Raw genomic sequence first — 22,585 nt, 5'->3', positions numbered from 1 at the left:
TCAGGAGTATAAATTAACAGCAACCACCACCGCTATAATGCCAAGTTGAATCAGTAATTATTATTTCTGTTGGCTTTATAACTGCTAGTTTAGCAGCAGTCTTATCACATACGGTTGCCGGAATGCCACGTTGTAGGATATGTCCAGCCTCATCATCAAAAAATGGCTCGAAACCAGCATAAATTGCTGTTTTTCCTGTAAAAATACAAGCGCCATCTTCAGGAATAGCCACTTTGAACGATACAGAATCAAGACTTTCTAACAGTAGAGGTGTATCTAAATTATAAGTTTGGGCATCAAGTAGGCGATAAGGACGACGGGCGCGAACTTCAATTTGACCAAAACCAGCAGCAATTATGCGGTTAGTATATTCTTCGTAGGTAAGTGCGCCCGATAAGCACATAGCGCGTAAGCGTTCATCTTGTTGCAAATGTGCAGGGACAGGACGAGTAGCAATAGGATCGCTCATTTGCAAACGTCCACCAGGCTTTAATACCCGATACGCCTCTTTTAATGCACGGGTTAAATCTTCCGGCTCAAAGATATTAAACAAGCAATTTTGCGCAACAATATCAACTGAGGCATCAGCTACAGGTATGTTAAAGGCATCGCCTTCGCGTATCTCGACAAAACTAGCTTCAAACCAAGAATTTTCTGTCACCGCCATTTCTAAGTTACGTGCTGCTGCTTCTCGCATCGCTGCCACTGGGTCAACAGCAATTACCGCACCAGGACGACGAGAAAAATAAGCAAACTGTAAGGCTTCTAAACCACCACCTACGCCAACGTATAAAACGGTAGGTTCCTTCGCCAGTTCCGTAGGATGAACTGTAGTTCCACAACCATAGTTCATTTCCTGCATAGGCAAAGGAACTTTTAGCCCTGGCAGTTGCAAGGGGGTACTTTGAACACAACAAAGTCCTACCTCTGGTGTTTGGGCAACTTCGCTGTAAAATTGTGCAGCTGTTTCTAAATAAGTCATTGCGATTGTAATGTTGCTGGTTTATGTCTGGCGTTAAGTATGTGCATCCTCAATATAGCTAAGATTGCAGTCGATTTTAATTATGAATCAATAAAATCTAGCATTTGATAAAATAAAAAAATCACCACAAAACCATATATTAGGGTAAGCAACATTCAATATCTTCATGATTTTTTAATATTAACTTATAGACTTATTTTTGATATAAATTAATAGTAAATTTTTACTAAAAATTAGGTGATTATAATATTTTATTGTTACTCAAGGTTAAATAAAGCAATAATATTTTTTATTTTATTAATTGAAAGAGAATATATTATTTAATATAAAGCTAATTCTATTCAATAAAAGCAAAATTAATCTTGTATGTTTTTACCAATTATTTCAATTTAATCATTTTTGAGGTCACGCGATCGCTCTCTGCTTCCCCTTGTTATGAACGCAAGTATGCAGAGATATACAGGCGATCGCTCTATATCAATTAAATATTTTACAAAAATGTAAATTTATTATCAGTAATATTACTTGATTTAAAATTATTGTAAATCATCGTAAACGTAATATTTACAGAATCTATAAACAAATATCTATACATTGAGTAGTTATTTAGGGCAGCATAATAGATAACTTCGTATCAGTTTGTTTTCTTCCACTAGTTTGTGAAGCAAGAAAACCTACTCATCTACCATCTTTAATCCTATACAGGCTCTATGCAGTTAAATCAGAAGCTCTATTTATACTCGGCTCTAGATAATTTCAGATTTCTCAATAAAAGTTACACCGCCAAAATTATGTCGGTGGCTTTTTTAGGTACTCACATTCCACTTTTAACCTTACTTTTTAGTTTTGTTATCTCAAATTCCTACTCTTGGGAGATGACAATTAGAGTATTAATTATTGCTTTAATTGCAACTTTAGCTGGTACAGCCGCTACCCTCTATGCACTTCATCACTTGCTTGTACCAGTCAATCTTACATCCGCCTCATTAAGAGACTATCTCAACAATAAAACCTTACCCAGCTTGCCTACAGAATTTGCTGATGAAGCAGGTACACTTATGGCAGATACATCGCAAAGTATATACAAATTAAACGAGTTGATTGACTACATCAGCAATTATGACGAACTCACAGGTTTACCTAATCGAGAGTTACTACGGGAACGTGTTAATCAAACTATTACCAAAGCCCAACACGATCAAAATATGGTAGCTGTGATGGTGTTGGGAATTGATGATTTTACAGAAATGAGTCATGTAATAGAACGTGAGCAAGCCAATTTATTATTAAGAGCAGTAGCCCAACGTTTAACAAGTTGTGTTGCTCAGACAGATATTTTAGCCCATTTGCATACAGATGAATTTGCGATCGCTCGTTTAGAAATTCCTTCCTTTGAAAGTATCGTTAAGCTATCGCAACTAGTGTTAACCACACTAAATAAACCTTTCCTCATCCAAGGAAACCAAATTCGCATCACAGCTAGTATCGGCATTACAATTAATCAACCAGAAAGTATTCTTGATTTAGACCAGTTATTGCAGCAAGCGCACATAGCCTTGTATCAAGCCAAGCAACAAGGACGCAGCCAATACCAGTTTTATTCACCAGAAATTAATGCGCAACTGCAAGAAAGATTGATTTTAGAGAATGAACTGCATGGGGCATTAGAAGGCCAAGAAATTGTAGTTTATTATCAACCCATTATTAATCTCCAGACTAGAAATATAGCAGCCGTTGAAGCGTTGGTACGTTGGCAACATCCCACCAGAGGTTTAGTATCTCCTGCTAAATTTATTCCTATTGCTGAAGCTAACGGATTAATTTTGAAAATTGGTGAATATGTATTACGAACTGCTTGTATGCAAAATCGTGCTTGGCAACTTGCAGGACTTCCACCCATGCGGATGTCAGTAAACTTATCAGCTAGACAGTTTGAACAACCAAATTTGGTAGAACTTGTCAGTCAAATCATGCAGGAAAGTCATTTACATCCATCATATTTAGAACTGGAAGTCACCGAAAGCTTCTTAATGGCAGACATTCACCACTCCACCAAAATCCTCAAACAATTACGAGAATTAGGGGTATGGCTGGCTCTAGATGACTTTGGTACAGGTTATTCTTCTCTTAACTATCTCAAACGCTTCCCTGTTAATATGCTGAAAATTGATCGGTCATTTGTCCAGGATGTAGCGTCTAACCCTGATAGTGCGGCTGTAACTGATGCCATTATTGCCTTAGCCAACAGCCTGCAATTAAAGATTACCGCCGAGGGAATAGAAACCCAAGAACAACTTAATTATCTACAAAAGCGTGGTTGTCAGGAAGGTCAAGGATATTACTTTGGTGTACCTGTTCCCGCCGAGAAAATCACAGCAGTTTTGCAACCAAAAGAGGCAATTGCCGTTTAATTTTTGACTTCAAATTCTTCCTTAAACAGTTCCCATAAACCAACTGTACCCACAAAAAAAGTATAGATGCCATATTGAATTGGCATCTTTTTTTTCGCTGGTGCATAAAAAGCAGCGATTACTCCTTCTAAGAAATGGCAAGTAACGGCAAAACGTTCAACCCAAAAAACGGGAATCAAAATACTGGGGATATTAATGTTATTACTGATAGCGTAAATATTCCCTAATTCTAAAGCGATCGCCGTGGTGATGAGAACTGTAGATATAACTTTAATAACAGAGACTAGTTTTTGCTTGATATTCATTACATTGACTGTATTTTTGCCCTATTATCTCACAATCTCCACTAGCGATCGCTCTAAAATGATTGGGACTCCTACCACAAGTTTGGAAAAGGGTATACCGATACAAGTGTTTCAAACCCTTACATCTTTACACCCAATCAGTACTTTTTTCACAAAATAAAAATAGCTAAAACTTACCCCAACCACTCAGGATTTTTGGCTGTACTGTCAAATTGACTAGTAGTTTTAAACAGTTCATACTGACCCTTGAGCGCTGCTTGGCGAGTACGATTTAGCAAAGCTCTGACTTGTTCTTGGCTCATCGGTGTAAACGTGCGTACTGCTTCAAACGCCTGATTTAAAATAGGCATACTTTCAATACCTGTAATCACCGTTGAAGTTGGCAGATTCATTGCATAATGTAGGCATTCGATAGGTTTGACAACATTGCTTTTAAGAATATTTTGATCGCCCATTGATTTCATTCCCAATACAGCAATTCCTTGTTTCACGAGTATGGGTAAAACTTGCTTTTCAAAACTACGGAAATGAGCATCCATGACATTTAAAGGCATTTGGACTGCATCAAAACGGAAGTTATTTTGATTGGCAACTTCCAACATTCTTAGATGTACTAAGGGGTCTTTATGTCCAGTAAAACCTATGTAACGAATCTTACCAGCTTTTTGGGCTTCTATGACTGCTTCCATTGCACCCCCAGGAGCAAAAATGCGGTCTGGGTCTTCCATGCGAATAACTTCATGGTGCTGCAACAAATCAAGACGGTCTGTTTGCAGGCGTTTGAGAGATTCATCAATTTGTTTTGTGGCCGCCGCTTTTGTGCGACCATCGATTTTGGTCATCAGAAAAGCTTTTTGGCGATAACCATCACGCAGGGCTTTACCCATGCGAATTTCACTACCCCCGTTATGGTAGTCCCAGCTATTATCCATGAAATTAATGCCGCGATCGAGGGCTGTACGAATTAGCCGAATACCCTCTTGCTCATCTTTTGGTCTACCAATATGATGACCGCCTAGACCAATTACAGATACTTGTTCCCCTGTGCGTCCTAGTTGTCTGTAAAACATTTCCCCTTTTTTGGTCTGGTTAGGGGTAGGTTGATTTTGTGCTAAGACTTGTTTGGCTAAACCTTGAGAGGCAAACACACCAGCCGCGCCTAGACCAGAAGCGGAAACTGCTCTTAGTAAATCTCGTCTGCTAATATCCACAAATTTATCCTTTTGGCACACTATGAGAACTTGCCTTCATAGCTTTGCATTGTAGATATTAACGGACATCTAACTGGTGAAGGAGAACAGCAGTAACGTAGAGTTAGATTATTTTACGAACTACTATTATCAGTTTTTAGAGGTTATTTATAAAGTAATAATAAAATTACTGTAGGGTGTGTTAGTCGCACATTTGGAAATGATGTTTCACGAAATGAATAACACAAGCGCCTAACGCACCGCTAAATAATACGGTGCGTTAGGCTAACGCCTTAACACACCCTACTTAAGATTTACTTTATAAATAGTCTCTTAGCGATCGCTGCTATCAATTTACAATAAAGGTGCTAGTAAACGCGATGTCCTAACAACTAAATTAAACCACAAAGGTTTTCTATCATACTCAGAAAAATCTACGCTCACAGATGCAGCCAAATCAGCTTGTAACATTTCCTCTACACTCTTAGCAAACTGAGAGTTGGCAATAAAAGCCATCACTTCAAAGTTGAGAAAGAAAGAGCGATTATCTAAGTTAACTGTTCCTACACCTGCAAAATCATGGTCTATTAAAATGATTTTTTGGTGCATGAATCCATGTTTGTAACGATATAATTTAATATTCATGGTCTTCATTTCTGTGTAATAAGAGAAAGAACACAGATAAACGAATAAATGATCAGGCCGGTTTGGGAGGATAATTCTCACATCTACACCCCGCATTGCTGCTAATTTCAAGGCTGTTAAAGTAGAATCATCCGGTACAAAATAGGGGCTAGCAATCCAAAGGCGAGTTTGTGCTTGATTGATAGCATTAACGAAAAAGAGTTTACAAGCTTTTAACTTATCTGCGGGGCCTGTAGGTAATATCAAAGCTGTAAAATCAGTCTCTTGATTAGGTTTAACTTGCCAATTAACATCCAGAACTTTCCGTGTCGCCCAATACCAATCTTGTAGGAAAGGACTTTGCAGACTTTGCACAGTCGGCCCTTGTAACATCAAATGGGTATCACGCCAAGGACTCAAACGGCGATGCTTACCCAGGTACTCATCACCTATATTCAAGCCACCGATAAAGGCAATTTCACCATCAACCACCAAAATCTTGCGATGGTTGCGGAAATTTAGCTGAAAACGATTACCTCTACCTTTGGTAGTATGAAAAGCACTCACCTGAATATTATTCTTTTGCAGAGATGAAATATAAGAGCGAGGAAGCTTACTTGAGCCAATCTCATCGTAAAGTAAATAAATTCGCACTCCTTGCTGTGCTTTAGCAATTAAAGCATCTTTGAATTGATTACCTATTTGGTCATTTGCAATAATGTAAGATTGCAGCAAAATATAACTGTTGGCAGATGCGATCGCACTCAACATTGCACCAAAAGTTTCTTGACCATTAATCAATAATTTGGCATTATTACCGGAAGTAAAAGGAATACCTGTAAAAGCTTCCGCAAGCAGTTGTAACGGTACTAATTTCGCGGAAACTGCAACCTGAAATTTAGTAATTTCGTGGTAAGTCTGGTGAACAAGCTGGTAATGTTGACGGTAAACTGAGCGCAAAGCCTCAGCATATCCGTGAAATTTTGTTCTACCTAAAATCCAATATAAAGGCAGAGCCAGCCAGGGAAAAGTTATTAAAGAAATACTCCAAGCGATCGCACCACGAGAAGAACGCACATTCATCACCGCATGAGCAGCGTGAGCAATTCCCAAACCATGAACAACAACTGTCGCTGCACTAAAAAAAGCCAGGATGCTACTGTCTACCAGCATCTTAATTACTTATATATGGTCATAAGTAAATTCTGCCAGTAAAGGTTTGTGATCGGATGAACAAATTTCATCTAATACCCTAGCACTGCTACATTTTTCTTTTAGACCTCGATAAAAAATATAGTCTAGGGGGGGTGACAAAAGGAACCGTTTAATCTTCTTACTTTCATCCGGGGCAAAATGTGCTTCTTTTAAACCCAGCCTGATGACAGTCTTTTCTAATAGTACGGCTCGTTTACGGCTCCAAGTGTTAAAGTCCCCTGCAAAAATAATCGGCCCAGTATGAGTTGATATGGCTAACTCCAATTCATGTAATTGAGCCTTAAACTTCTCTAAATCTACAAAATTAATTAGATGACTATTGATAGTTAACAGAGTTTCATGATGATGAGATAAAGAGTATTCAGTAAACAACGAAACTTTAGGAGTTTTTAACACAGGCTCATGATGTTTTGTCACGATGACTTTTTTAGCGATCGCACTAATTTTCGCCGCAGTCAAAATTCCCGAATAAGTTTGGTGGTGAGCATCAATAAAATTGGGTGCATAAGCCCAACTCATATTTTTAAACCCAACAATTTGCTCTACCGCCAAACCCATACGTACTTCTTGTAAAAATATTAAGTCTGGTTGGCATTCTCTCTGGATTTTGAAAAAATCTTGAAACCAAAATTTTTCAAAGTTATTTTTGGCAATATTCCAATTTAAAACTTTAATCGAATCACTATTTAATTCTGTTGATAGTATGTGGCTACTATCGATTGTAGATTCTGGTGGGCGAATAAATCTGTAATAAGGCAGAAATTGTTTAGCAAAAGTCACTACATTTTCTTTAATATCAGACATCATTCAACATCCTTGCATTAACACTATCCAGACATTTACACAACACATCTGCAAACAGATGTTTTAAATTGCAAAGCTTTCCAGTATAAAAACAATAGTTTCATTTATATAAGGAATCTAACCTATGACCGTCACTCAGGATACTTGGCAACACGAATACATTACTACCAACGGGGTGAAGCTGCACTATGTTACCCAAGGCACAGGCCCATTAATGCTCATGTTACATGGATTTCCTGAATGTTGGTATTCCTGGCGGCATCAAATACCCGTCTTCGCTCAACATTTCCAAGTCGTTGCAGTTGATTTGCGTGGTTACAACGACAGCGATAAACCAAAAGAACAATCAGCCTATGTTATGGATGAGTTCATCAAAGACATTGAAGGACTGATTAGAGGATTAGGACATGAAAAGTGTATTTTAGTAGGACATGATTGGGGAGGTGCGATCGCTTGGTCTTTCGCTTATGCCCATCCTAATATGGTAGAGCGGTTAATTATCCTCAACCTACCCCACCCAGCGAAATTTTCTCAAGGTCTTTTTCAGCCCCAACAATTACTACGTAGCTCGTATATATTCCTGTTTCAACTTCCCGGAATACCAGAATTACTTTTACAATCAGGAGATTATCAAATCATTCCCAAAACTATACAAGGCACAGCATTTAATAAAGATGCTTTCAATCAACAAGACCTTGATGTTTATCAAAAATCCGCCGCAAAACCCGGCGCACTTACTGCCATGCTGAACTACTATCGTAATGTTTTTTCACATTCCCTATTTAATAGAACTTGGGGAATTTTAGATGTGCCAACACTGATGATTTGGGGAGAAAACGATACTGCTTTAGGCAAAGAGCTTACTTACGGCACAGAAAATTATGTAAAAAATCTAGAAATTAAGTATATTCCCGCTTGTGGACATTGGGTACAGCAAGAAAAGCCCGAATTAGTGAATCAGTATATTCGGGAATTTCTGGTACTGTAAATCACTAAATATCAGTTTGATCGTGTACCATTTAGTAATAGGAAAATACGCAAAATTTTTCTTAATACATATATACTAAATGGTGCAATATCTTAAGAATATTTAACATAAAATTAATCCAAGTATTTATGCTCAATTACTTAAATAAAAAAAGCTAAAAACCATACCCAATAATAGTTTCAATATGGTTACAAAAAGATTTAGATATTAAAAGCAAGTGTGCTTTAAATCAACATTCTCCTGAAATTTAATGAGATAATAGAAATGTGAGGTAAAGAACGGACGCTACTTAACTAGAAAGGGGGATAATTATGAAACTCAAGCTATTAGCGGCTGTGGCCTTAGCAACTCCCCTATTTTTGGCGAACTCAGTCAACGCCGGGAATCCGCAAGACTTACAAAAACTGTTATCTACTGGGGAATGTATCGGGTGTAATCTAAAAGGCATGAACCTCAGCAGCGCTCATTTAATTGGTGCTGACCTAAGAAATGCTAACCTTTCTGGCGCTAATCTTTCTGGCGCTAACCTTGAAGGTGCAGATTTAACAAACGCCAACTTAAAAGGAGCTAACTTAACTTCAGCCTACCTAACTAACGTCAACATGAAAAAAGCCAATCTCAATGGAGTGAATTTAACTCGCGCCCATGTGATTGACTCCAACGTATATGGTGCATCAATGGAAAACCTTACCATTACTGACGCAGAAATTTATAATACTGCGATCGGCGTTGGTGGTGAAGACGCAGAAATTCCAGATTGGGATTAGGTTAAACTAAGCAAGCTGGCTTTAAAAAAATCTCATTGGGGTGGGTAGCGTAAAGTAAGAAAAGTTGGGTGTTATCACCCACCCCTACTTATTAGCAATTCAAAATTCAGAATTAAGCAGTTAGTAGGGTGCGTCAGTACGAGAAATCCTAGCGATACTAAGAAAATATTTATACTGACGCACCCTAAATTTTAGATATTTTTGATGTGGAAGTCCCTAAAAATTCAACACTAGACCCAACGTTAACCAGCATACTGGCACAAGCATTTTTCTATCCAAGAGTTAAGGCTTTTACCCTCTTTCTTTGCCTTGACAGCAATTGTTTTATGTAACTCCGGGTTAATTCTGAGCATTAGCTTACCTGAAAATGGCTTTTCAGGTTCTTCACCACGTTCTTTGCAAAATTCTAAATAATCATCAACTGAGTCGTGAAAGGCTTGCTTTAGCTCTTTTACGTTATCAGCCTGAAATGTAATCACATCTCGAATGTTGATCACTTCGCCATGAAAGATTTCAGCTTCATCATCAAACTCAACAACGGCTTCATATCCTTTATATCTCATTGTTATTTAGCTCCCCTGTGCTTATGTCTTCTTTAAACCCGGCTTCTGTCAAAAAGTGCCGCATAGACTTAACAGCACCTTTATCAGTTTCTTTTTGTGGGTGTGGTCGGTGGAAAATTGCTCTGACACTACTAAGAGCTATCCTCACTCTTGACCCCCTTCCTTCTGACACTTCCGCACCAAGCGCAATCAACAAAGACTCAATATCACTCCACAGGATATTGGCTCTAACCGGACTTTCAAAAACGTCATCTAGGGTTTTTTGATGTTTGCTGTTTAGTACCATTTTATAGTATCATTTGGTGATACTATTATCAGGGATGTTTGTTACACTTTTCTAAAAATCCATAAATTTACAGACTAGGTGAGAAATAGGATATTTATTCTCCAGTTGTATATCTTCACTTCCTCCCTGAGATATTGAGATGTTGGGAAATGTAACGTAATATTTACAACAGACTGCATACCTGACTGAAAAAAGTGACATCTCAAAAATCCTTAAACTGGGGCAATAACTTTAAAACCTCCCAACTGCAAATCCTCTTAGCCGATACCTTAACCATCTTTTGGGGAGATTGGTTAGAATTGCGTGTACGTATAGCGCAAGTAGCAGCATCAGGCTTAATATCACCACTTATATATATATTGGCGTTCGGTTTAGGACTGGGTAATTCAATAAGACCCGGTGCTGGTATTAGTGGTAATTACAATAGCTATTTAGAGTTCATGTTGCCCGGCATGGTAGCCTTATCTTCCATGACCATTAGTTTCGGTGGGACAACATTCTCAATTTGTGGAGATAGACTGTTTAGCAAAACCTTTGAAGAATTATTGCTCACCCCCATCAATCCTTTAGCAATGCACCTTGGTAAGATGCTGGCGGGAGTTGTGCGTGGTTTGATGACTTCCGGTTCCGTAATTTTAGTAGCGCTGATAATCACAAGAAACCTGAATTTTATTAATCCCTTATTTTTACTGGTACTAATTTTGAATTGTGCCGTATTTGCTGGGTTGGGTGTAATTGTCGGTTTATCAGTGCGATCGCTAGAATCAGTAGGGCTATACAACAACTTTATAATTATCCCAATGTCCTTCTTAGGTGCCACCTTCTTCGACCCCAGCACCTTACCAACCGCATTCCAAGCCGTAGTTTATCTACTCCCCCTCACCTACGCCAGTACAGGCTTACGTGCAGCCACTAACTTTCCTCTATCTCAATTCCCCTGGTACAGCATACCTGTATTATTAGTGATAGCGATCGCCCTCACCTACTGGGGTGGCTATAAATTCGCCCATCAACAAGACTAACAACCTATATATAACTTTCTCTATGTCTCCGTGCCTACCGTTAGCGTAGCGTCTCCGTTAGGAGAAGTTCTGATGCTGCGGCGGGCTGCGCCAACGGAGGAAGCCTCTCTACGTTCTCTACGAGACGCTTACGCGAACGCGGAGCGTGTCTTAGACAGACGCTACCTCGAACCGCTCAGACTTCTCTGTGTGGTTAATTAATGCAACATTTTAGCCAAGTCACACCAATACAATCTAATCTACTACAAGTAAAAACCACGTTTGTCAAAGTCACCAATCCCCAGTATGCTGATTCGCCCCGCAACACCTACTGATGTACCCGCAGTTTTACCAATGGTTGCGAAGATTTGTGCGTTACATGAATCATGGGATGTGGACAAGTACGGCTTTTTACCATATCCAGAAAAACGCTATGAAAAATGGCTGACAAGACTAACTAACCAAGAACGTAGCGTATTTTTAGTAGCCGACAACCAAGGACAACTGGTAGCTTTTATAGTGGCAACAGTTGAACAAGAAATACCCATTTATCGTACAAAAGAATTTGCCTTCATTCATGACCTTTGGGTAGAGCCAGAATACCGTAAACAAGGCATTGCCAAGCAAATCGTCCAACAAACCATCCAACGCCTTCGCCAAATAGGAGTAGAGCAAATCCGCCTAGACACAGCCGCAGCCAACGAAGCCGCCAGAAAACTATTTACATCCTGTGGTTTCCGCCTCAGCACAATGGAAATGCTGATGACAGGGAGTAGGGAGTAATGAGTAGGGAAGATGAAGAAGACTTAAGAGGGGAAAAGGTGAAAGGTGAAAGGGCAGAATGGAAATCCTTTACCCTTTACCCTTTCTTATGGACAACTGTCAACTGTCAATTGTCAATTGTCAATTGTTAACTAAACAGCCTGATAAGTAGCAGAGATTGTATCTTTAAGAGACTTCCAACGGAAAGCGCGATCGCCTCCTCTCTCAATGATTACCTTCACCTTGGGTTCCAGCTTCGGTAACTCTGTCAAAAACTCAACTTCCTGATCAGAGAGAATATGCCCTTCAATGATCCACAATACCAACCCCTTAGACTTGGGTGGCAATTGTTCTAGTTGAGAGCCAACAATTGGTGGCAGATAATATACATTACCCACTGCTGCACCATTACCAGAGCTTTTCTTCCCTAAATGGGGAGGTCTAACCCCGTGAACGCCTGTCAGATAAGCGGCGACATCACCTAATCCCCGCGCGGTAAACATAAAAGTCGTATAGCCAGCCGCACGCAACCGCCGCCGATACCGACCTTCAAAACCTCCTTCCAGAGGTACGTAAACACCTAAAGATCCAAATTTTTCCAGATCCTTAATGAAACCGTTGCCAGTGGTAATTAGTGCCATATAGTTTTTTGAGGTTTTGTCCTATCCCACTTTGATATCTCTATTATTTACCTTTAAAGGTCAGATTCAGTTAGATCAGGAAGCTTATACTTTAGATAAGCTATCCTCAATCGTGCAAAAGCCAACAGGGAACAGAACTACAATTTTTCTGTGCATCTGTGGTTAATCAATCCATCTAGAAATTTTCTAGACAACAACAAATAGATAGTATATATTATTAGATTGTGACCAAAATCGCCTATTAAGGTATCAAGCCGCGATCGCCTGAGCTAAAAAGTTTATATAGATAAACTGGCACAAAGTGATCAAAGACTGATAAACTAGAAAAGCTTTTAGGTCAAAGCAACGACTACACTCACTCCTGTAGTTTAAAAAACAAGCAACACCTTATATTAAGGTTGAATTTGTTTAAAGAAGTAGAAACTGAGTGTGACTTCAGTTAAAGGATACTGAGTGGTAAGAACTGCTTAAGTCCCCTACTAAATGGCAGTTGTCTCAAATCGGGAGACACCCTCAAGGCACTGCCGCCAGAAAAGTGCCTAAGCAATTGCTCGGACGAAAGCATTGCTGCACGAAGCGCAAAGCTGTACAAGCTTGCCCCAATACCAGAAGCTATATCTTCTTACGAAGACGCTTGTGGCTGTTCTGGTAAATAAGAGAGTGCAACTAAATACATTGACAAAATAAAGACACCGCCTGTTGTGTCCGGCAGAATTTGTGGTGGCGTAGCTACTTGCAAATTCATAAATTTCGTCCGTACCTCACCGGAGTTCACACAGTGTGTCTAGAAAACCCGATTGCTATAAAGGAGAGCCAGTACTGTGTCTGTAGGGATTCTCGGCACCAAGCTGGGCATGACCCAAATATTTGACGAAGCAGGAGTTGCAATTCCTGTAACAGTCGTCCAAGTGGGGCCATGCGTTGTTACCCAAGTTAAAACCAAACCAACCGACGGCTACGCAGCTATCCAAGTTGGCTACGGCGAAGTTAAACCCAAGGCGTTGAACAGACCCTTACTAGGTCACTTAGCCAAATCATCTGCCCCCGCATTGCGGCATTTGAAAGAGTATCACACAGATGCTTCTAGCGATTATGCGTTAGGGCAAGAAATTAAAGCAGATATTTTTAGTGCAGGTCAAATTGTAGACGTTATCGGTACTAGTATCGGTCGCGGTTTTGCAGGCAACCAAAAGCGGAACAACTTTGGACGCGGGCCAATGTCCCACGGTTCCAAAAACCATAGAGCGCCCGGTTCTATTGGTGCAGGTACAACCCCAGGTCGTGTCTATCCCGGAAAACGGATGGCAGGACGTTTAGGTGGTACTCGCGTTACTATTCGCAAACTGACCGTAGTGCGCGTTGATGCGGAGCGCAACTTGCTTTTAATTAAAGGCGCTGTTCCTGGCAAACCAGGGGCTTTATTAAATATTGTACCTGCTAAAAAAGTTGGTAAGTAGTCACAAGTCAATAATCAACCGTTACTGACAACTGGCAACTAAACAACTGATAAAGGACAAAACAATGGTAGAGAGTGTAGTAAAAAATTGGCAAGGGGAGCAAGTCGGACAGAAAACGTTCGAGTTGCGTGTTGCCAAAGAAGAAACGGCAGTACATATCGTACACCGCGCCCTAGTAAGACAACAACACAACGCCCGTCAAGGAACAGCCAGCACCAAAACCCGTGCGGAAGTCCGAGGCGGTGGTCGTAAACCCTGGCGGCAAAAAGGAACCGGACGCGCCCGTGCAGGTTCTATCCGTTCACCCTTATGGCGTGGTGGTGGTGTAATCTTTGGACCCAAACCCAGAGAGTTCAACTTAAAAATGAACCGCAAAGAGCGGCGTTTAGCACTGCGAACAGCATTTGTGAGCCGTGCAGACGATTTGATTGTAGTAGAAGAATTTAGCAACGAGCTATCCCGTCCCAAGACCAAAGATTTAGTCGCCGCACTAACTCGTTGGGGTGTAGAACCGGAAAGCAAGGCACTATTAATCTTGAGCGAATTTCCTGAAAACGTATATTTGTCAGCTCGCAACATTGAGAACTTGAAACTCATTGCTGCTGATCAACTCAACGTTTATGATTTGCTGCACGCTGACAAAATCGTTGTCACCACCTCAGCCTTAGAAAAAATTCAGGAGGTCTACAATGGTTAAGTTTGACCCCCGCAACCTGCCCGATTTGATTCGTCGCCCCATCTTGACAGAAAAAGCGACCATCTTAATGGAGCAGAACAAATACACATTTGAAGTGACTCCTAAAGCAACAAAGCCACAAATTAGATCGGCAATTGAAGACTTATTTGAAGTTAAAGTTGTCAAAGTCAATACAGCATTGCCACCACGTAGAAAAAAACGTGTAGGTAAATTTATTGGCTTTAAGCCCCAATATAAAAAAGCGATCGTCACTATCGCATCTGGGGATGTAGAGAAAATCAGACAAGTTCTATTCCCAGAGGTATAAACTATCATGGGTACTCGTTCTTATCGCCCTTATACCCCCAGTACACGCCAGGTTACAATTTCTGACTTCGCGGAAATTACCAAAACCGAGCCAGAAAAGTCACTGACGGTATATAAACATCGGGCAAAAGGTCGTAACAACCAAGGCCGCATCACCAGCCGTCGCCGTGGTGGTGGACACAAAAGACTTTATCGGATCATCGACTTCAAGCGCGATAAACGCGGTATTCCCGCTACCGTCATAGCCATTGAGTACGATCCCAACCGGAACGCGCGGATTGCCTTAGTTTCCTACGAAGATGGGGAAAAACGGTATATCCTGCATCCCAATAACATGAAAGTTGGGACAACAATCATGGCCGGGCCAGAATCACCAATTGAAGACGGAAATGCTTTACCCTTGGCGAACATTCCCTTGGGTACAAGCGTTCACAACGTCGAGTTAAAAGCAGGTAAGGGCGGTCAAATCGTTCGCTCTGCTGGTGCTACCGCTCAAGTTGTGGCGAAAGAAGGTAATTACGTTACCCTCAAGCTACCTTCTGGTGAAGTCCGCTTAATTCGTCGTGAATGTTACGCCACCATTGGCCAAGTAGGTAACACCGACGCAAGAAACTTGAGCGCTGGTAAAGCTGGTAGAAATCGCTGGAAAGGTCGCCGTCCCAAAGTTAGAGGTAGCGTCATGAACCCAGTAGACCACCCACATGGAGGTGGTGAGGGTAGAGCGCCTATCGGTAGATCCGGCCCTGTTACTCCTTGGGGTAAACCAACCTTGGGTGCGAAAACACGTAAACCCAAGAAAGCCAGCAGCAAGTTGATTGTACGCCGTCGTCGTAAATCTTCTAAACGCGGTCGTGGTGGTCGTGAATCATAGAATTTTAGATTTTAAATTTTAGATTTTAGATTGGGTGTACTTCCAACGATCCAAAATCTAAAATTACTAAATCCAAAATCTAAAATTACTAAATCCAAAATCTAAAATCCAAAATCCAAAATTACATTATGGGTCGTTCTCTTAAAAAAGGGCCTTTTGTAGCCGATCATTTACTAAGCAAAATTGAAAAGCTCAACGATAGAAATGAAAAGCAAGTAATTAAAACTTGGTCTAGAGCTTCCACAATTCTGCCACTAATGGTAGGTCATACTATCGCCGTTCACAACGGCCGCCAACACGTTCCAGTATTTATCAGCGACCAAATGGTAGGTCACAAGTTGGGAGAATTTGCTCCTACACGTACCTACAGAGGTCATGGTAAGTCTGATAAAAAATCAGGTAGGTAGTCGTTAGTCATTAGTCATTAGTCATTAGTTGCAAGACAAATGACAGATGACAAATGACAAATGACAAAATTGGAGAAAATTATGGCTACTGATACTACTGAAGTAAAAGCGATCGCCCGTTTTATCAGAATGTCTCCCTTTAAAGTGCGTCGTGTACTCGACCAAATCCGGGGACGTTCCTATCGGGAAGCGCTAATTATCCTAGAATTTATGCCCTATCGAGCCACTGAGCCAGTGTTAACACTGCTGCGGAGTGCTGCTGCTAACGCCGAACATAATGCAGGCTTAGACCGCACAGAGTTAGTAATTACCCAGGCTTATGCTGACCAAGGCCCAGTGTTGAAACGCTTCCAACCTAGAGCGCAAGGTAGAGCTTACCAAATTCGCAAGCCGACGTGTCATATCACCTTGGCTGTGGCTGCTAACGCCAACGCTAAATAAGTTCTAGACACAAAAAATTGCCTTAAAGTCAGAAATTTTAGAGGAAGCATTTGTGGGACAAAAAATTCATCCAGTTGGCTTTCGCCTGGGAATTACCCAAGAACACCAATCGCGTTGGTTTGCCGAACCTAGCCGCTATCCAGAACTTCTACAAGAAGACCACAAACTGCGTCAATATATAGAACAAAAACTGGGTAGACTCGCACAAAATAACGCTGGTATTTCCGAAGTACGGATTGAGCGTAAAGCCGACCAAATCGATTTAGAAGTACGCACAGCTCGCCCTGGTGTAGTTGTAGGTCGCGGTGGACAAGGTATTGAAGCCTTGCGTACCGGACTACAAACACTCTTAGGTGGAAATCGCCAAATTCGCATCAACGTAGTCGAAGTACAACGAGTTGATGCTGATGCTTACCTAATTGCCGAATTTATTGCTCAACAGTTGGAACGTCGTGTTTCCTTCCGTCGCGTAGTGCGCCAAGCAATTCAACGCGCTCAAAAAGCCGGCATTCAAGGTATCAAAGTTCAAGTTAGCGGTCGCCTCAACGGTGCAGAAATTGCCCGGACAGAGTGGACAAGAGAAGGTAGAGTTCCTCTACACACCCTCCGCGCTGACATTGACTACTCATACTGCACAGCCAAAACCGTTTACGGTATTCTCGGCATTAAAGTTTGGGTATTTAAAGGCGAAATCATCCCCGGACAAGAAGTTGCTGCACCGCAACCCTCATCCCGCGAACGCGATCGCGAACCCCGTCGTCGTCAACAACAACGCCGCCGCCAGCAGTTTGAAGACCGCTCTAATGAAGGATAGTCATTAGTCCACAGTCCACAGTCCATAGTCCAAATTGTTTGACTATTGACCAATGACCAATGACCAATGACCAATGACCAATGACCAATGACAAACCATGTTAAGTCCAAGAAGAACTAAATTCCGCAAACAACAGCGCGGGCGGATGACAGGGTTAGCCCATCGGGGTAGTACCCTGAACTTTGGAGATTTCGCACTCCAAGCCCAAGAACCAGCTTGGATCACCTCTCGGCAAATTGAAGCTTCCCGTCGGGCGATGACTCGTTACATCCGCCGGGGTGGAAAAATCTGGATTCGTATTTTCCCAGATAAGCCTGTTACCATGCGTCCTGCGGAAACCCGGATGGGTTCCGGTAAAGGTAATCCAGAATTTTGGGTAGCAGTAGTTAAACCAGGCCGGATTTTATTTGAAATCGCTGGCGTTTCTGAAGAAATTGCTCGTGAAGCGATGCGTCTAGCGGCTTTTAAGCTACCCATCAAAACCAAGTTTATTGTGCGTCCTCAAATAGAGGAACAGGAACAGGAACAGGAATAGGTTATGCCACTTCCCAAAATTTCAGAAGCTAGAGAACTAAGCGACGAACAACTGACTGCGGAAATTACAGCAGTAAAAAAACAACTGTTTCAGTTGCGCTTACAAAAAGCCACCAGACAACTAGAAAAGCCTCACCAGTTCCGCCATGCTCGCCATCGTCTAGCCCAACTATTAACAGTAGAAGGAGAACGGAAACGGGCAGCAGCATCTCAAGCGACTCAAGAATAAAAGTAGGAGATTATGGCAATCAAAGAACGAGTCGGCTTGGTAGTGAGCGATAAAATGCAGAAAACTGTGGTAGTTGCCATAGAAAACCGCGCTCCCCACCCCAAGTACGGCAAGATTGTAGTTAAAACCCGCCGCTATAAAGCACACGACGAAGAAAACAAATGTAAAGTGGGCGATCGCGTGCGGATTAAAGAAACCAGACCCTTGAGTAAAACCAAGCGCTGGGAAGTTGCAGAAATTCTCAACACCAAGGCTTAGTTGTTATAAAAATAACAACTTTATAAGGGAGACCAATTGTGATTCAACCCCAAACCTATCTCAATGTCGCTGATAATAGCGGCGCTCGTAAATTGATGTGTATCCGTGTCTTAGGTGCGGGTAACAGTCGTTACGGGTTCATTGGCGACAAAATTATCGCTGTCGTCAAAGATGCTACACCCAACATGGCTGTAAAAAAATCCGATGTTGTGGAAGCGGTAATTGTCCGCACCCGCCATCACATCCGCCGCGATAGCGGTATGACCATTCGCTTTGACGATAACGCAGCCGTGATTATCAACAAAGATGGTAATCCCAGAGGTACACGGGTATTTGGCCCAGTAGCACGGGAATTACGCGACAAAAACTTTACCAAAATCGTTTCTCTTGCGCCGGAGGTGCTGTAATGGCTTTCAAGAAGCAAACAACACCCACATTTCATAAAATGCACGTCAAAACTGGCGACACAGTGCAAATAATTGCTGGCAAAGACAAAGGCAAAATTGGTGAAGTGATTAAAGCACTGCCCCAACTGAGCAAAGTTATTGTTAAAGGTGTCAACATTAAGACTAAGCACGTAAAACCCCAACAAGAAGGGGAATCGGGCAGAATTGTGACTCAGGAAGCACCTATTCACAGTTCCAACGTCATGCTTTATTCCACAAAGCAAAACGTCGCTAGTCGTGTCTGCTACACTTTCACCGCCGAAGGTAAGAAAGTAAGAAAACTCAAGAAAACTGGCGAAATTCTCGATAGCTAGGGAATAAACCACCTTGAGATTTTAGATACGTAATTAAATTGACCATCTAAAATCAAAATTAAATCCCTGACCAAGACCAGGGAGAAGGACAAAAAACTATGGCGACACCAAGACTCAAAACCATATATAACGAGACAATCGTTCCCAAACTCACCCAACAGTTTCAATACACTAACGTACATCAAGTACCCAAGTTGGTGAAAATTACTGTTAACCGAGGTTTGGGCGAAGCGGCTCAAAATGCTAAAGCCTTAGAAGCATCCTTAACCGAGATTGCTAATATTACTGGTCAAAAGCCAGTAGTTACCAGAGCGAAAAAGGCGATCGCAGGCTTTAAAATTCGTCAGGGTATGCCTGTAGGTATCATGGTGACACTGCGCGGCGAAAGGATGTATTCCTTTTTCGACCGCCTGATTAGCCTATCACTACCTAGAATTAGAGACTTCCGTGGTATCAGCCCCAAAAGCTTCGACGGTCGCGGTAACTATACTCTAGGCGTAAGAGAACAGTTAATCTTTCCAGAAATCGAATACGACAGCATCGATCAAATCCGTGGTCTTGATATTTCCATCATCACCACAGCGAAAAACGACGAAGAGGGCCGCGCCTTACTCAAAGAATTTGGAATGCCCTTTCGCGATCAATAAGTTCATCTAAAGAGGGAACGATGGCGGCTAACGACACAATTGCAGATATGCTAACGCGCATCCGCAATGCTAACATGGCAAGGCATCAAACAACACTAGTGCCAGCCACAAAAATGACACGTAACATTGCTAGAGTGTTACAAGAAGAAGGCTTTATCTCGGAATTTTCTGAAGACGGAGATGGCGTAAAACGTAACCTAGTAATTTCTTTGAAATACAAGGGTAGAAATCGTCAACCACTCATTACCGCTCTCAAGCGCGTCAGTAAGCCCGGTTTGCGTGTTTACTCCAACAGAAAAGAATTACCAAGAGTATTAGGTGGTATTGGTATCGCCATCATTTCTACATCCAGTGGTATCATGACCGACCGCGAAGCGCGTCGTCAAAACGTGGGTGGTGAAATACTTTGCTACGTATGGTAGTTATTTGGTCATTAGTCATTAGTCATTAGTCATTAGTCATTAGGACAACTGACAACTGACAATTGACAATTGACAACTGACAAAGGATAAAAAATCATGTCTCGTATTGGTAAACGTCCAATTACTGTACCCGCCAAAGTGCAAGTCACCATCGACGGCACGAAAGTAGCGGTGAAAGGCCCCAAGGGCGAACTCTCAAGAAACCTGCCCCCTAACGTCACAGTTACCCAAGAAGGGGATACTTTACAAGTCACCCGTCGGGATGAAACTCGTACTTCCAGACAACTCCACGGTTTAAGCCGCACTCTAGTTGCCAACATGGTAGAGGGAGTTTCCCAAGGTTTTCAACGTCGTTTGGAAATCCAAGGTGTAGGTTATCGGGCAGCAGTTCAAGGTCGTAACCTAGTTCTCAACATGGGTTATAGCCATCAAGTCCAAATTGAACCACCAGATGGGATTCAGTTTGCTGTAGAAAACAATACCAACGTTATAGTCAGTGGCTATGACAAAGAAATTGTTGGTAACACAGCAGCAAAAGTTCGTGCCGTTCGTCCACCAGAACCTTACAAGGGTAAAGGTATCCGCTATGCGGGTGAGGTGGTCAGACGTAAAGCTGGTAAGACTGGTAAGGGTGGTAAGAAGTAAACATGAAACTTACTCGTAGAGAATCAAAAAATCGTCGTCACAGACGCATTCGTGGTAAAGTTCAAGGTTCTCCAGAACGTCCACGGTTGGCTGTATTTCGCTCTAATGAGCATATTTACGCTCAAGTAATCGATGATACACAACATCACACACTGGTAGCAGCATCAACTGTAGAACCAGAAGTGAAATCAAGTTTGACATCGGGCGGTAACTGTACAGCATCAGCCCAAATTGGTAAATTGATCGCCCAGCGATCGCTGGAAAAAGGCATTACCAAAGTTGTATTTGATCGCGGTGGTAACTTATACCACGGTCGTATTAAAGCACTAGCCGAAGCAGCCCGCGAAGCTGGTTTAGATTTCTAAACTGTCAAAAGTCAAAAGTCAAAAGTGATTGACTATTGACTATTGACTGTTGACTATTGACTAAATAGAGAGCATAAATTATGGCAACAGGTCGTCGTAAAGCTAACCGCGCAAAAAAAGAAGAAACCAACTGGCAAGAGCGGGTAATCCAAATCCGACGGGTGAGCAAGGTAGTTAAAGGTGGTAAAAAACTCAGCTTCCGTGCGATCGTTGTTGTTGGTAACGAACGCGGTCAAGTAGGAGTAGGGGTAGGTAAAGCATCTGATGTAATTGGTGCGGTAAAAAAAGGTGTAGCCGACGGCAAAAAACACCTAATTGATATCCCCATCACCAAATCTAACTCTATCCCTCACCCCATTGATGGTGTAGGTGGCGGTGCTAAAGTTATGATGCGTCCAGCCGCTCCTGGTACTGGTGTAATTGCTGGTGGTGCTGTTCGTACAGTATTGGAATTAGCTGGTGTGCGTAACGTACTTGCCAAGCAACTCGGTTCTAATAACCCACTCAACAACGCTAGAGCAGCAGTTAACGCTCTATCTACACTGCGTACCTTTGCTGAAGTCGCTGAAGACAGAGGCATTGCGATCGAAAAACTCTATATCTAAGTAGTCATTTGTCCGATGTGAAAATGACAACACTTCTCCTTCGGAGACGCTGCGCGAACGGCAAGCTCAGTGCAACGCTAACAACTGACAACCAACAAATTTCGATTATGAGACTCAACGATCTTAAGCCCCAAAAAGGCTCAAAAAAACGCCGCCGCCGTGTAGGTAGAGGTATTGCTGCTGGACAAGGCGCTAGCGCTGGTCTAGGTATGAGAGGTCAAAAATCTCGTTCTGGTAGCAGCACTAGACCCGGTTTTGAAGGTGGTCAGCAGCCATTGTACCGCCGGATACCTAAACTGAAGGGTTTCCCTTTAGTTAATCGGAAAATTTACACTACGATTAATGTAGAGAAGTTAGCGTCACTTCCTGCAAATACAGAAGTAACTTTGGAGTCCTTAAGAGAAGCAGGTATTTTAACTGCTGCTAAAGGCCCATTGAAAGTTTTGGGTAATGGGGAATTAGGCGTAGCACTCAACGTCAAAGCGGCAGCTTTCACAGGCCAAGCTCGTAGCAAAATTGAGGCGGCTGGCGGGAGTTGTGAAGTTTTAGGGTGAAGCCTAACAGCGCACTTGTAAGCTAGCTAACTCG

33 protein-coding genes are annotated in these 22,585 nt (G+C 41.9%); 24 read left to right on the top strand and 9 right to left on the bottom strand.

Features of this window, described 5'->3' with window-relative positions; all coding sequences use genetic code 11:
- Positions 1 to 13: 13 nt before the first annotated feature.
- Positions 14 to 982, bottom strand: a complete 969-nt coding sequence (arsM, locus tag NSMS1_RS07290) for an arsenosugar biosynthesis arsenite methyltransferase ArsM (RefSeq protein ID WP_224092199.1) — start codon at positions 980 to 982, stop codon at positions 14 to 16.
- A gap of 710 nt (positions 983 to 1,692) precedes the next feature.
- Here arsM and NSMS1_RS07285 point away from each other — a divergent pair.
- On the top strand, positions 1,693 to 3,393 hold the full coding sequence (locus NSMS1_RS07285; RefSeq protein WP_224092197.1) for a putative bifunctional diguanylate cyclase/phosphodiesterase: 1,701 nt from the start codon (positions 1,693 to 1,695) through the stop codon (positions 3,391 to 3,393).
- Here the strand turns inward: NSMS1_RS07285 and NSMS1_RS07280 are convergent.
- From NSMS1_RS07280 to NSMS1_RS07265, 4 genes are all read right to left on the bottom strand, one after another.
- A complete protein-coding gene (locus NSMS1_RS07280) occupies positions 3,390 to 3,698 on the bottom strand; it encodes a hypothetical protein (protein ID WP_224092195.1) in 309 nt (102 codons plus the stop codon). The two genes, NSMS1_RS07285 and NSMS1_RS07280, sit on opposite strands and share 4 nt — an antisense overlap.
- A 173-nt stretch (positions 3,699 to 3,871) precedes the next feature.
- Positions 3,872 to 4,909, bottom strand: coding sequence for an aldo/keto reductase (locus NSMS1_RS07275; protein ID WP_224092193.1), 1,038 nt, complete (start codon positions 4,907 to 4,909; stop codon positions 3,872 to 3,874).
- 333 nt (positions 4,910 to 5,242) lie between these two features.
- Positions 5,243 to 6,685: a cardiolipin synthase gene (cls, locus tag NSMS1_RS07270; RefSeq protein WP_224092192.1), complete on the bottom strand. Its 1,443-nt coding sequence runs from the start codon at positions 6,683 to 6,685 to the stop codon at positions 5,243 to 5,245.
- Positions 6,686 to 6,694: 9 nt separating this feature from the next.
- The gene (locus NSMS1_RS07265) at positions 6,695 to 7,534 is read right to left on the bottom strand and encodes an endonuclease/exonuclease/phosphatase family protein (RefSeq protein WP_224092191.1); all 840 of its coding nucleotides are present in this window, start codon (positions 7,532 to 7,534) and stop codon (positions 6,695 to 6,697) included.
- Positions 7,535 to 7,655: 121 nt separating this feature from the next.
- Between NSMS1_RS07265 and NSMS1_RS07260 the strand changes: the two genes are divergently transcribed.
- A complete protein-coding gene (locus NSMS1_RS07260) occupies positions 7,656 to 8,519 on the top strand; it encodes an alpha/beta fold hydrolase (protein WP_224092190.1) in 864 nt (287 codons plus the stop codon).
- A 311-nt stretch (positions 8,520 to 8,830) separates the two neighbouring features.
- Positions 8,831 to 9,286, top strand: a complete 456-nt coding sequence (locus tag NSMS1_RS07255; protein ID WP_224092189.1) for a pentapeptide repeat-containing protein — start codon at positions 8,831 to 8,833, stop codon at positions 9,284 to 9,286.
- Positions 9,287 to 9,528: 242 nt separating this feature from the next.
- Here NSMS1_RS07255 and NSMS1_RS07250 read toward each other — a convergent pair whose 3' ends face one another.
- Positions 9,529 to 9,849, bottom strand: a complete 321-nt coding sequence (locus tag NSMS1_RS07250) for a type II toxin-antitoxin system HicB family antitoxin (protein ID WP_224092188.1) — start codon at positions 9,847 to 9,849, stop codon at positions 9,529 to 9,531.
- Positions 9,839 to 10,135, bottom strand: coding sequence for a type II toxin-antitoxin system HicA family toxin (locus NSMS1_RS07245; protein WP_224092187.1), 297 nt, complete (start codon positions 10,133 to 10,135; stop codon positions 9,839 to 9,841). The genes NSMS1_RS07250 and NSMS1_RS07245 overlap by 11 nt, the downstream gene beginning before the upstream one ends.
- A 194-nt stretch (positions 10,136 to 10,329) precedes the next feature.
- On the opposite strand from NSMS1_RS07245, the gene NSMS1_RS07240 reads away from it, so the two are divergent.
- The 3 genes from NSMS1_RS07240 (at position 10,330) to NSMS1_RS07230 (ending at position 11,919) form a co-directional block, all read left to right on the top strand.
- Entirely contained in the window at positions 10,330 to 11,157 is an 828-nt protein-coding gene (locus NSMS1_RS07240) for an ABC transporter permease (protein WP_224092186.1), read from the top strand.
- Positions 11,158 to 11,187: 30 nt separating this feature from the next.
- Positions 11,188 to 11,358: a hypothetical protein gene (locus tag NSMS1_RS07235; protein ID WP_224092185.1), complete on the top strand. Its 171-nt coding sequence runs from the start codon at positions 11,188 to 11,190 to the stop codon at positions 11,356 to 11,358.
- A gap of 84 nt (positions 11,359 to 11,442) precedes the next feature.
- Entirely contained in the window at positions 11,443 to 11,919 is a 477-nt protein-coding gene (locus tag NSMS1_RS07230; RefSeq protein ID WP_224092184.1) for a GNAT family N-acetyltransferase, read from the top strand.
- 131 nt (positions 11,920 to 12,050) lie between these two features.
- Here NSMS1_RS07230 and NSMS1_RS07225 read toward each other — a convergent pair whose 3' ends face one another.
- Together NSMS1_RS07225 and NSMS1_RS35035 are read right to left on the bottom strand one after the other, a co-directional pair.
- Complete coding sequence (locus NSMS1_RS07225; RefSeq protein ID WP_224092183.1) at positions 12,051 to 12,539, bottom strand: NAD(P)H-quinone oxidoreductase subunit N; 489 nt, start codon at positions 12,537 to 12,539, stop codon at positions 12,051 to 12,053.
- A 622-nt stretch (positions 12,540 to 13,161) separates the two neighbouring features.
- Positions 13,162 to 13,284, bottom strand: coding sequence for a hypothetical protein (locus NSMS1_RS35035; protein ID WP_263432563.1), 123 nt, complete (start codon positions 13,282 to 13,284; stop codon positions 13,162 to 13,164).
- Between the two features lie 76 nt (positions 13,285 to 13,360).
- Here NSMS1_RS35035 and rplC point away from each other — a divergent pair, with 76 nt between their 5' ends.
- The 18 genes from rplC to rplO all read left to right on the top strand — a co-directional run bounded on the left by rplC (position 13,361) and on the right by rplO (position 22,551).
- On the top strand, positions 13,361 to 13,996 hold the full coding sequence (rplC, locus tag NSMS1_RS07220) for a 50S ribosomal protein L3 (protein WP_224092182.1): 636 nt from the start codon (positions 13,361 to 13,363) through the stop codon (positions 13,994 to 13,996).
- A 64-nt stretch (positions 13,997 to 14,060) separates the two neighbouring features.
- Complete coding sequence (gene rplD / locus NSMS1_RS07215; protein WP_224092181.1) at positions 14,061 to 14,693, top strand: 50S ribosomal protein L4; 633 nt, start codon at positions 14,061 to 14,063, stop codon at positions 14,691 to 14,693.
- The gene (locus NSMS1_RS07210) at positions 14,686 to 15,000 is read left to right on the top strand and encodes a 50S ribosomal protein L23 (RefSeq protein WP_224092180.1); all 315 of its coding nucleotides are present in this window, start codon (positions 14,686 to 14,688) and stop codon (positions 14,998 to 15,000) included. The genes rplD and NSMS1_RS07210 overlap by 8 nt, the downstream gene beginning before the upstream one ends.
- 6 nt (positions 15,001 to 15,006) lie before the next feature.
- Positions 15,007 to 15,870 carry a 50S ribosomal protein L2 gene (gene rplB / locus NSMS1_RS07205; RefSeq protein WP_224092179.1) on the top strand — a complete coding sequence of 288 codons (864 nt, stop codon included), beginning with the start codon at positions 15,007 to 15,009 and terminating at the stop codon, positions 15,868 to 15,870.
- Positions 15,871 to 15,998: 128 nt separating this feature from the next.
- Positions 15,999 to 16,277, top strand: coding sequence for a 30S ribosomal protein S19 (gene rpsS / locus NSMS1_RS07200; protein ID WP_224092178.1), 279 nt, complete (start codon positions 15,999 to 16,001; stop codon positions 16,275 to 16,277).
- Between the two features lie 81 nt (positions 16,278 to 16,358).
- Complete coding sequence (gene rplV, locus NSMS1_RS07195) at positions 16,359 to 16,718, top strand: 50S ribosomal protein L22 (RefSeq protein ID WP_190475805.1); 360 nt, start codon at positions 16,359 to 16,361, stop codon at positions 16,716 to 16,718.
- Between the two features lie 52 nt (positions 16,719 to 16,770).
- A complete protein-coding gene (gene rpsC / locus NSMS1_RS07190) occupies positions 16,771 to 17,532 on the top strand; it encodes a 30S ribosomal protein S3 (protein WP_067765904.1) in 762 nt (253 codons plus the stop codon).
- A gap of 97 nt (positions 17,533 to 17,629) precedes the next feature.
- Positions 17,630 to 18,067 carry a 50S ribosomal protein L16 gene (rplP, locus tag NSMS1_RS07185; RefSeq protein ID WP_224092176.1) on the top strand — a complete coding sequence of 146 codons (438 nt, stop codon included), beginning with the start codon at positions 17,630 to 17,632 and terminating at the stop codon, positions 18,065 to 18,067.
- A gap of 3 nt (positions 18,068 to 18,070) precedes the next feature.
- Positions 18,071 to 18,295 carry a 50S ribosomal protein L29 gene (gene rpmC / locus NSMS1_RS07180; RefSeq protein WP_224092174.1) on the top strand — a complete coding sequence of 75 codons (225 nt, stop codon included), beginning with the start codon at positions 18,071 to 18,073 and terminating at the stop codon, positions 18,293 to 18,295.
- Positions 18,296 to 18,307: 12 nt separating this feature from the next.
- Entirely contained in the window at positions 18,308 to 18,553 is a 246-nt protein-coding gene (gene rpsQ / locus NSMS1_RS07175; RefSeq protein ID WP_067765896.1) for a 30S ribosomal protein S17, read from the top strand.
- A gap of 38 nt (positions 18,554 to 18,591) precedes the next feature.
- A complete protein-coding gene (gene rplN / locus NSMS1_RS07170) occupies positions 18,592 to 18,960 on the top strand; it encodes a 50S ribosomal protein L14 (RefSeq protein ID WP_010998343.1) in 369 nt (122 codons plus the stop codon).
- Complete coding sequence (gene rplX, locus NSMS1_RS07165) at positions 18,960 to 19,313, top strand: 50S ribosomal protein L24 (RefSeq protein ID WP_224092172.1); 354 nt, start codon at positions 18,960 to 18,962, stop codon at positions 19,311 to 19,313. The genes rplN and rplX overlap by 1 nt, the downstream gene beginning before the upstream one ends.
- Before the next feature lie 98 nt (positions 19,314 to 19,411).
- Entirely contained in the window at positions 19,412 to 19,960 is a 549-nt protein-coding gene (gene rplE / locus NSMS1_RS07160; RefSeq protein ID WP_224092170.1) for a 50S ribosomal protein L5, read from the top strand.
- Between the two features lie 20 nt (positions 19,961 to 19,980).
- Positions 19,981 to 20,382 carry a 30S ribosomal protein S8 gene (rpsH, locus tag NSMS1_RS07155; protein ID WP_224092168.1) on the top strand — a complete coding sequence of 134 codons (402 nt, stop codon included), beginning with the start codon at positions 19,981 to 19,983 and terminating at the stop codon, positions 20,380 to 20,382.
- 96 nt (positions 20,383 to 20,478) lie between these two features.
- Entirely contained in the window at positions 20,479 to 21,027 is a 549-nt protein-coding gene (gene rplF, locus NSMS1_RS07150; protein ID WP_067765884.1) for a 50S ribosomal protein L6, read from the top strand.
- A gap of 2 nt (positions 21,028 to 21,029) precedes the next feature.
- Positions 21,030 to 21,392, top strand: coding sequence for a 50S ribosomal protein L18 (gene rplR / locus NSMS1_RS07145; protein WP_067765881.1), 363 nt, complete (start codon positions 21,030 to 21,032; stop codon positions 21,390 to 21,392).
- Between the two features lie 80 nt (positions 21,393 to 21,472).
- Positions 21,473 to 21,997: a 30S ribosomal protein S5 gene (rpsE, locus tag NSMS1_RS07140; protein ID WP_067765879.1), complete on the top strand. Its 525-nt coding sequence runs from the start codon at positions 21,473 to 21,475 to the stop codon at positions 21,995 to 21,997.
- A gap of 107 nt (positions 21,998 to 22,104) precedes the next feature.
- Entirely contained in the window at positions 22,105 to 22,551 is a 447-nt protein-coding gene (gene rplO, locus NSMS1_RS07135) for a 50S ribosomal protein L15 (RefSeq protein ID WP_224092166.1), read from the top strand.
- Positions 22,552 to 22,585: the final 34 nt, after the last annotated feature.

The organism is Nostoc sp. MS1 (assembly GCF_019976755.1).
Taxonomy (GTDB): Bacteria; Cyanobacteriota; Cyanobacteriia; order Cyanobacteriales; family Nostocaceae; genus Trichormus.
The sequence above is the reverse complement of the archived record's forward strand: the minus strand, read 5'-3'. Positions and strand labels throughout refer to the sequence as shown.

Coding starts and splice junctions, on each gene's coding strand:
- arsM (WP_224092199.1), bottom strand. CDS start 982: ATGACTTATTTAGAAACAGCTGCACAATTTTACAGCGAAGTTGCCCAA.
- NSMS1_RS07285 (WP_224092197.1), top strand. CDS start 1,693: ATGCAGTTAAATCAGAAGCTCTATTTATACTCGGCTCTAGATAATTTC.
- NSMS1_RS07280 (WP_224092195.1), bottom strand. CDS start 3,698: ATGAATATCAAGCAAAAACTAGTCTCTGTTATTAAAGTTATATCTACA.
- cls (WP_224092192.1), bottom strand. CDS start 6,685: ATGCTGGTAGACAGTAGCATCCTGGCTTTTTTTAGTGCAGCGACAGTT.
- NSMS1_RS07265 (WP_224092191.1), bottom strand. CDS start 7,534: ATGATGTCTGATATTAAAGAAAATGTAGTGACTTTTGCTAAACAATTT.
- NSMS1_RS07260 (WP_224092190.1), top strand. CDS start 7,656: ATGACCGTCACTCAGGATACTTGGCAACACGAATACATTACTACCAAC.
- NSMS1_RS07255 (WP_224092189.1), top strand. CDS start 8,831: ATGAAACTCAAGCTATTAGCGGCTGTGGCCTTAGCAACTCCCCTATTT.
- NSMS1_RS07250 (WP_224092188.1), bottom strand. CDS start 9,849: ATGAGATATAAAGGATATGAAGCCGTTGTTGAGTTTGATGATGAAGCT.
- NSMS1_RS07245 (WP_224092187.1), bottom strand. CDS start 10,135: ATGGTACTAAACAGCAAACATCAAAAAACCCTAGATGACGTTTTTGAA.
- NSMS1_RS07230 (WP_224092184.1), top strand. CDS start 11,443: ATGCTGATTCGCCCCGCAACACCTACTGATGTACCCGCAGTTTTACCA.
- NSMS1_RS07225 (WP_224092183.1), bottom strand. CDS start 12,539: ATGGCACTAATTACCACTGGCAACGGTTTCATTAAGGATCTGGAAAAA.
- NSMS1_RS35035 (WP_263432563.1), bottom strand. CDS start 13,284: ATGAATTTGCAAGTAGCTACGCCACCACAAATTCTGCCGGACACAACA.
- rplD (WP_224092181.1), top strand. CDS start 14,061: ATGGTAGAGAGTGTAGTAAAAAATTGGCAAGGGGAGCAAGTCGGACAG.
- NSMS1_RS07210 (WP_224092180.1), top strand. CDS start 14,686: ATGGTTAAGTTTGACCCCCGCAACCTGCCCGATTTGATTCGTCGCCCC.
- rplB (WP_224092179.1), top strand. CDS start 15,007: ATGGGTACTCGTTCTTATCGCCCTTATACCCCCAGTACACGCCAGGTT.
- rpsS (WP_224092178.1), top strand. CDS start 15,999: ATGGGTCGTTCTCTTAAAAAAGGGCCTTTTGTAGCCGATCATTTACTA.
- rplV (WP_190475805.1), top strand. CDS start 16,359: ATGGCTACTGATACTACTGAAGTAAAAGCGATCGCCCGTTTTATCAGA.
- rplP (WP_224092176.1), top strand. CDS start 17,630: ATGTTAAGTCCAAGAAGAACTAAATTCCGCAAACAACAGCGCGGGCGG.
- rpmC (WP_224092174.1), top strand. CDS start 18,071: ATGCCACTTCCCAAAATTTCAGAAGCTAGAGAACTAAGCGACGAACAA.
- rpsQ (WP_067765896.1), top strand. CDS start 18,308: ATGGCAATCAAAGAACGAGTCGGCTTGGTAGTGAGCGATAAAATGCAG.
- rplX (WP_224092172.1), top strand. CDS start 18,960: ATGGCTTTCAAGAAGCAAACAACACCCACATTTCATAAAATGCACGTC.
- rplE (WP_224092170.1), top strand. CDS start 19,412: ATGGCGACACCAAGACTCAAAACCATATATAACGAGACAATCGTTCCC.
- rpsH (WP_224092168.1), top strand. CDS start 19,981: ATGGCGGCTAACGACACAATTGCAGATATGCTAACGCGCATCCGCAAT.
- rplF (WP_067765884.1), top strand. CDS start 20,479: ATGTCTCGTATTGGTAAACGTCCAATTACTGTACCCGCCAAAGTGCAA.
- rplR (WP_067765881.1), top strand. CDS start 21,030: ATGAAACTTACTCGTAGAGAATCAAAAAATCGTCGTCACAGACGCATT.
- rpsE (WP_067765879.1), top strand. CDS start 21,473: ATGGCAACAGGTCGTCGTAAAGCTAACCGCGCAAAAAAAGAAGAAACC.
- rplO (WP_224092166.1), top strand. CDS start 22,105: ATGAGACTCAACGATCTTAAGCCCCAAAAAGGCTCAAAAAAACGCCGC.